We start from the raw sequence: 6,478 nt of genomic DNA, 5'->3' as shown, positions 1-6,478 counted from the left end.
CGCAGGGACAACACCGGCGCCACGCACGAGTCGCCGTCCGCGAAGATCTCGGTCCATTCGGCCCTGGTACGCCCAGCGAACGCCGTCCGGAGTCGTTCCCGCAGTTCCGGCCAGCGCCCGGCGTCGTATTGGAGGTCGACGAGGTCGGGCTGCCCGAGTCGCTGAGCGAACTCGGCGAAGAATCGGGGCTCCAGCGGGCCGACCGCCAGGTGCTCGCCGTCCGCCGTCGCGTACACGTCGTAGAAGGGCGCGCCCGAGTCGAGCAGGTTGACCCCGCGTTCGTCCCGCCACGCCCCGCCGGCCAGCAGGCCCCAGGTGAGCGTGTTCAGGTGGGCCGCGCCGTCCACGATGGCGGCGTCGACGACCTGGCCCCGGCCGCTGCGTTCGGCTTCCCAGAGCGCGGCGAGCAGCCCGGTCGCCAGGTAGAGCGCGCCGCCGCCGAAGTCGCCGAGCAGGTTCAGCGGGATCTGCGGCGGGCCGCCGGCTCGGCCGATGCCGTGCAGCACCCCGGTCAACGCCAGATAGGTGAGGTCGTGCCCCGCGGTCTGCGCCCGCGGGCCCTCCTGGCCCCAGCCGGTCATCCGCCCGTACACCAGCTTCGGCTGCCGGGCCAGGCACACGTCGGGGCCGAGCCCGAGCCGTTCGGCGACGCCGGGCCGGTAGCCCTCGATGAGCAGGTCGGCCTTCGCGATCAACTGCAACGCGACGTCGAGATCCCGCGGTTCCTTGAGGTCCAGCGCGATCGACCGCTTGCCCCGGTTGAGCAGGTCATGGTCGGGGTCGACCGGCGAGGACGGCGTACTGCGGTCGATCCGGACGACGTCGGCCCCGAGGTCGGCCAGGTGCATGGCGCAGAACGGGCCGGGGCCGAGCCCGGCCAGCTCCACGACGCGTACGCCGGCCAGCGGCCCCGGCACGCGTCAGGCCTTCGTGTAGAGCGTGACGACGGCCGCGCCGCCGAGCCCGATGTTGTGCTGCAACGCCGCGCGTACGCCGTCGACCTGCCGGGGACCGGCCTGGCCGCGCAGCTGCCAGGTCAGCTCGGCGCACTGGGCCAGTCCGGTCGCGCCCAGCGGATGCCCCTTCGAGATGAGCCCACCGGACGGGTTGACCACCCAGCGACCCCCGTACGTGGTGGCGCCGGAGTCGATCAGCGACCCGCCCTCGCCCTCGCCGCACAGGCCGAGCGCCTCGTAGCTGAGCAGCTCGTTGGTCGAGAAGCAGTCGTGCAGCTCGACGACCTGTACGTCCTGGGGTCCGAGCCCGGCCGTGTCGTACGCCTTCCGCGCGGCCAGCCGGGTCATGTCCGCCCCGACGACGCTGATGGCGCTGCGGTCTTCGAAGGTGGCGGGCGTGTCGGTCACCATGTGCTGGGCGGCGATCCGCACGGCGCGGTCGCCCAGCCCGTGCTGGTCGACGAACCGCTCGCTGGCCAGCACGGCCGCGGCCGATCCGTCCGAGGTCGGCGAGCACTGGAGCTTCGTCAGCGGCTCGGAGATCATCTTGGACTCCAGGATCTGGTCCAGCGTGTAGACGTCCTGGAACTGAGCGTACGGATTGTTCGCCGAGTGCCGGTGGTTCTTCTCGGCGATCCGGGCGAACTGCTCGGCCGTGGTGCCGTACTTGGCCATGTGCTCGCGTCCGGCGTTGCCGAACAGCTGGGCGGCGTACGGCGCGGTCGTCGGCTCGTAGAGTTCGGCCTGGGCGGCCAGGTGCCGCATCAGCGGGGGCTCCCGATCGCCGAAGGCCATCGTCAGCGAGCCCTTCTGCATCTTCTCGAACCCGACCGCCAGTACGCAGTCGGCGAGCCCGCCCGCGATCAGCTGTCGCCCGAGGAACAACGCGGTCGAGCCGGTCGAACAGTTGTTGTTGACGTTGCTGATCGGGATGCCGGTCAGGCCCAGCTCGTAGAGGCCCCGCTGGCCGCTGGTGGAGTCGCCGTAGACGTAGCCGGCGATCGCCTGCTCGATCTGCGCGTACTCGACACCCGCGTCGGCCAGCGCCGCTCGGCCCGCCTCCCGCACCAACTGCGGGTAGTCGACGTCGTCGCCCTGCGCGTCGACGCTGCCGGGCTTGCGGAACGGCGTCATCCCGACGCCGACGACATAGACGTTTTGGCTCACGATCAAAGGTTACTCGTGGGTACATCCGCGCGCCACAGCGCGTACACGGCGAGCCCGGCCGTCACGACCAGCGGCGCGCCGTCCCGCACGAGCCCGTCGCCGTCGAGCATCAGCCAGCACAACGGCAGTTGTACGGCCAACGCCGCCACGGTGAGCAGGATGACCACCGGGCGCGGCCAGCGCTTACCCCGGAGCAGGAAGAACGTCACGATCCCCATCAGGTAGCTCATCCCGAGGGCGGCGACGAACCAGACGACGATCAGCGGCACGAGGGTCACCCGGCCGTCGAGGACGAGCCCGATCGCGACGATCGCCGGAACCAGCATCAGCGGCCCGTACGCGAGCCCGGCGACCCGGGCGGTGAGCAGCCACCCCGATACCGGCGGGCGTTTCGGCGCGACCTGCTGAAGGGAGAACCCGTTGCGATCCATCACGATGCGCCGGGGATGCTGCCGCAGATGCGTGTCCAGTTCCGCCGACCGGTAGAGCAGCACCAGGACGGCGGCGCACAGGACCGACAGCGCCACGAACCCCAGTACGCCCGGCGTGGTGGGCAGCCCCTGTTTCGGCAGGATCAGCCGGGCGACCGCGAACAACGTCGTCACGCAGAGGATGAGCCCGAACGGGCGGGCGCTGGCCCGGCCCAGCCGCACCTGGCGGATCAGCAGCAGGAAGCCCAGCGAGCGGAGCAAAGCCCAGCCGGTACGCACCGCCAGACCCCAGTCGCCGCCTTGTGCGTACCACCAGATGAGCATCTCGACCACGACGGTGGCGAGCGCGGTCACGGCGAGCAACCACTGCAGGAGGCGGACCATGCGCCCGAAGATACTTCAGCTCCGGCAGCCGGAGTCGCCCGCCGGAGTCGCCCGTGGGACTTGAGCGTCGCCGCCGATCAGAGCAGGCCCCGGGTCATGGCGGTGGTCACTGCGGCGGTGCGGTCGTCGACGTCGAGCTTGCTGAAGACCCGAAGCAGGTGGGTCTTCACGGTCGCCTCCGAGATGTGCAGCTCCCGGCCGATGTCACCGTTGGTCAGGCCGCGCGCCACCAGCCTCAGGACCTCCGCCTCGCGGGCCGACAGCCCGGGCTGGACCGGTTGGCGCACTTGGCGCAGCAGGCGTCCGGCGACGGCCGGAGCGAGGACGGTCTCGCCCCGGGCGGCTCCGCGTACGGCGCTGGCCAGCTCCGCCGGGGCGGCGTCCTTGAGCAGGTAGCCCGATGCGCCCGCCTCGACCGCACGCAGGATGTCGGCGTCGCTCTCATACGTCGTGAGCACCACGACCCGGCTGCGCGAGCCTCCGCGCAGGATCTTCTCGGTCGCGGTGGCTCCGTCGCCGCCCGGCATCCGGAGATCCATCAGGATGACGTCAGGGGTGAGCGCGGCCGCCGCGGTGATCGCCTCCGGGCCGGACGCCGCTTCGCCGACGACTCGCAGGTCCGGCTCCGCCTCCAGCATTCCGCGGAGTCCGGCCCGGACGACGGGGTGGTCGTCCACGAGCAGGACGGTGATCATGCGCGTACCTCCAGCGTGAGCGTGCAGCCGCGGCCCGGCGCGCTGTCCACTGTGAGCAGTCCGTCGATCTGCGCCGCCCGGCCTATCATGCCGTCGAGTCCGAATCCGGTGCGGGCGCCTGCCGGGTCGAAGCCCCGGCCGTCGTCTCGGACGGTCAACGTCACGCGTTCGGCGGTGTAAGCGAGCGTCACGGCCACAGAGGTCGCGCTCGCGTGACGGCGGACGTTGGTGAGCGCTTCCTGCGCGGCCCGGAGCAGCACCACCTCGCAGGCGGTCGGCAGGGGAGCGGGGTCGCCACTCACGGCGTACGCGACGGCGACGCCGGTCTCCTCCGCGAGCCGGTCGGCCTGACGGCGTATCGCCTGGTCCAGCGAGGCCGAGTGGAGGGCGACCGGCGCCAGGGCGGCGATCAGCGCCCGAGACTCGGCCAGATTGTCCCGGGCGGTACGCACCGCGAGGTCGACATGTTCGCGGGCGCGGGCCGGATCGCGGTCGAGTTCCGGGCCGGCCGCCTGCAGCAGGGTGATGATGCTGGTGAAGCCCTGGGCGAGGGTGTCGTGGATCTCCCCGGCGAGCCGGGAGCGTTCCTCGGCCACGCCCGCGAGACGGGACAGCCGCGCCACCTCGGCCCGGCTGGCCTCCAGCTCTCCGATCAACGCCAGCCGCTCCTCGCTCTGCTTGATCACCCGGACGATGAAGACGCCCATCAGCACGGACAACGCCATGCCGAAGACCGCCATGATCATCGTGGTGCGCGTGTCGGCAGGGTCTGTCCTGCCGATCAGCGCCGCCGCGACGGGCACCAGATTGGCCCCGATCGCGCCCGCTATCGCCTGGCCGAGCGGCAGGCTCATGAACATCAGCGGCGACAGCGCGAAGTTGATGTACGCCGCGATCGGCACCGCCGTGACCGCGGCGGCCGCGAGCACGAGTTGCACCCCGATGAACGGCCACATCCGCCGTCCCTCGGTGTCCCGCATGACGAGCGGCCGGCCCCACCAGACGTAACACGCCGCCATCGCGGTCAGGGCGACGGCGGCCAGCCCGGCCCGGACCGCCGTCCCGGCGCTGTGACCGATGGCCACCAGCACCAGGACGACGGCGTATCCGATCGCGAAGTAGACGTCCCAGACCCGCAGGCTCGTGTACCAGGACTGCGAGCCGTTCATCGATCCTCGGTCCACCGGAACGTCAGTAGGCACGCGGCCAATCCGACCACACACCAGGCCCCCAGCACGAGAGCCGTCCGGCCGGGCTCCCAGCCGCCGGTCATCTCGTGCGCGGCCATCGAGTCCGGCAGGAAGACCGACCGGAAACCCTGGCCCATCCACTTGACCGGGAAGAAGGACGCGATCGTCACCATCCACTGCGGAAGCATCGTGATCGGGTGCACGAAGATCCCGGAGAGGAACTGGAGCGCGACGACCGGCACGTTCAGCACCACGCCCGCGCTGCGCGACGAGCGTACGAGGGAACTGGCGGTGACGCCCATCGCCGTGCAGGCCACGATGGACAGGGCCAGCACCCAGGAGAAGGTCAGCCAGCGCCCGGGCTCGTCCGGCAGCGGCATGTCGAAGACGGCCACGCCCACGCCCAGCATCAGCGCGACCTCGGCCACGGTGGCGACCGCCACGACGGTGAGCTTGCCGATGAAGTACGCCAGAACGGTCATCGGCGTACCGCGCAGCCGCTTGAGGGTGCCGTCCTCGCGGTCGGCCGAGATGCCGACGCCCATCGTGATGAACGCCGTCGAGATGATCCCGTACGCGATCATGCTGGCCGAGAAGACCTGTGCCGCCGACGCCTCCGAATGCTCGCCGTAGGAGTCCTTGAAGATCGATCCGAGCAGGACGAGCAGCAGGGCCGGGAAGATCAGGCTGAACCCGACGGCCTCCCGGCTCCGCAGGAACTGGCGCAGTTCGACCGCGCCCCGGGCCAGGCCCAGGCGGCCGCTGGAGGGCAGGGCGACAGTGCTCATCGGGCTTCTCCGATCAGGCTCAGGTAGGTGTCCTCGAGGGTGGGCCGGGTAACGGTGAGGTCGTCGAGCGCGCCCGCTGCGGAGCGCTGCGCGATGAAGGCGGCCGGATCGGCGGTGTGCTCGACATGGCGGCCCCGGCCGTCGCTCCACGTGACCGTGGCCAGTCGCGCCTCGCGGCCGCCGATCGAACCGGGTGTGCCCTCGGCGACGATCCGACCGGCGGCGATCACCGCCAGCCGGTCGGCCAGCACCTCGGCTTCCTCCAGGTAGTGCGTGGTGAGCAGGATCGTCGTGCCCTCGCTGCTGAGCAGCCGGATGAGCTCCCAGAATCGGCGGCGGGCCGCCGGGTCGAAGCCGGTCGTCGGCTCGTCGAGGAAGAGCAGCTCCGGGCGGCCTACGATGCCGACCGCCACGTCGAGGCGGCGGCGCTGCCCGCCTGACAGGGTGCGTACGCGGGACTTCGTCTGCTCGGTCAGGCCGACGAGGTCGACTACTTCGCCGACCAGGCGGGGGGCCGGGTAGCAGGCCGCGAAGTGGCGTACCGCCTCGGCGACGGTCAGGTCGGCGAGGTCGTGCACGGACTGCGCGACGATGCCGATCCGTGCCCGCCAGGCCCGGCCGGCCGTCTCCGGATCCTCGCCGAGGACGCTGACCTCGCCGCCCGACCGCCGACGGTGGCCCTCCAGGATCTCCACCGTGGTGGTCTTGCCCGCCCCGTTCGGGCCGAGCAGGGCGAATACCTCGCCCGAGTCGACGGCCAGGTCGAGTCCGTCGACCGCCGCCCGGCCGGCGTACGCCTTGCGCAAGCCGCGAACCGTGATGGTTTTCGTCATGCTCTCCAGCGTCGCCGCCCGATCGGGTTCGGCG

7 protein-coding genes are annotated in these 6,478 nt (G+C 71.4%); all 7 read right to left on the bottom strand.

All coding sequences use genetic code 11. The features are described 5' to 3' along the window. Positions 1-917 (bottom strand): CaiB/BaiF CoA-transferase family protein (locus tag AB0M47_RS31470; RefSeq protein ID WP_363420453.1); only part of this gene is annotated, 917 nt, incomplete at its 3' end. Between the two features lie 3 nt (positions 918-920). After that, entirely contained in the window at positions 921-2,123 is a 1,203-nt protein-coding gene (locus AB0M47_RS31465) for a lipid-transfer protein (protein ID WP_363420451.1), read from the bottom strand. Positions 2,124-2,125: 2 nt separating this feature from the next. Next, positions 2,126-2,938: a hypothetical protein gene (locus AB0M47_RS31460; protein ID WP_363420449.1), complete on the bottom strand. Its 813-nt coding sequence runs from the start codon at positions 2,936-2,938 to the stop codon at positions 2,126-2,128. Positions 2,939-3,015: 77 nt separating this feature from the next. Next, on the bottom strand, positions 3,016-3,633 hold the full coding sequence (locus AB0M47_RS31455; RefSeq protein ID WP_363420447.1) for a response regulator transcription factor: 618 nt from the start codon (positions 3,631-3,633) through the stop codon (positions 3,016-3,018). Beyond that, a complete protein-coding gene (locus AB0M47_RS31450; RefSeq protein ID WP_363420446.1) occupies positions 3,630-4,802 on the bottom strand; it encodes a sensor histidine kinase in 1,173 nt (390 codons plus the stop codon). Before AB0M47_RS31450 ends, AB0M47_RS31455 begins: the two co-directional genes overlap by 4 nt. After that, entirely contained in the window at positions 4,799-5,611 is an 813-nt protein-coding gene (locus AB0M47_RS31445) for an ABC transporter permease (RefSeq protein ID WP_363420443.1), read from the bottom strand. The genes AB0M47_RS31450 and AB0M47_RS31445 overlap by 4 nt, the downstream gene beginning before the upstream one ends. Beyond that, complete coding sequence (locus AB0M47_RS31440) at positions 5,608-6,444, bottom strand: ABC transporter ATP-binding protein (protein ID WP_363420441.1); 837 nt, start codon at positions 6,442-6,444, stop codon at positions 5,608-5,610. The genes AB0M47_RS31445 and AB0M47_RS31440 overlap by 4 nt, the downstream gene beginning before the upstream one ends. Positions 6,445-6,478: the final 34 nt, after the last annotated feature.

The organism is Hamadaea sp. NPDC051192, assembly GCF_040682475.1.
Classification (GTDB): domain Bacteria; phylum Actinomycetota; class Actinomycetes; order Mycobacteriales; family Micromonosporaceae; genus Hamadaea; species Hamadaea flava.
Note: the sequence above shows the minus strand (reverse complement) of the source record. Positions and strands in the feature narration are given on the sequence as shown.

Excerpts from the sequence above, each read along its gene's own strand:
- AB0M47_RS31460 (WP_363420449.1), bottom strand. The coding sequence starts at position 2,938 with ATGGTCCGCCTCCTGCAGTGGTTGCTCGCCGTGACCGCGCTCGCCACC.
- AB0M47_RS31455 (WP_363420447.1), bottom strand. The coding sequence starts at position 3,633 with ATGATCACCGTCCTGCTCGTGGACGACCACCCCGTCGTCCGGGCCGGA.
- AB0M47_RS31450 (WP_363420446.1), bottom strand. The coding sequence starts at position 4,802 with ATGAACGGCTCGCAGTCCTGGTACACGAGCCTGCGGGTCTGGGACGTC.
- AB0M47_RS31445 (WP_363420443.1), bottom strand. The coding sequence starts at position 5,611 with ATGAGCACTGTCGCCCTGCCCTCCAGCGGCCGCCTGGGCCTGGCCCGG.
- AB0M47_RS31440 (WP_363420441.1), bottom strand. The coding sequence starts at position 6,444 with ATGACGAAAACCATCACGGTTCGCGGCTTGCGCAAGGCGTACGCCGGC.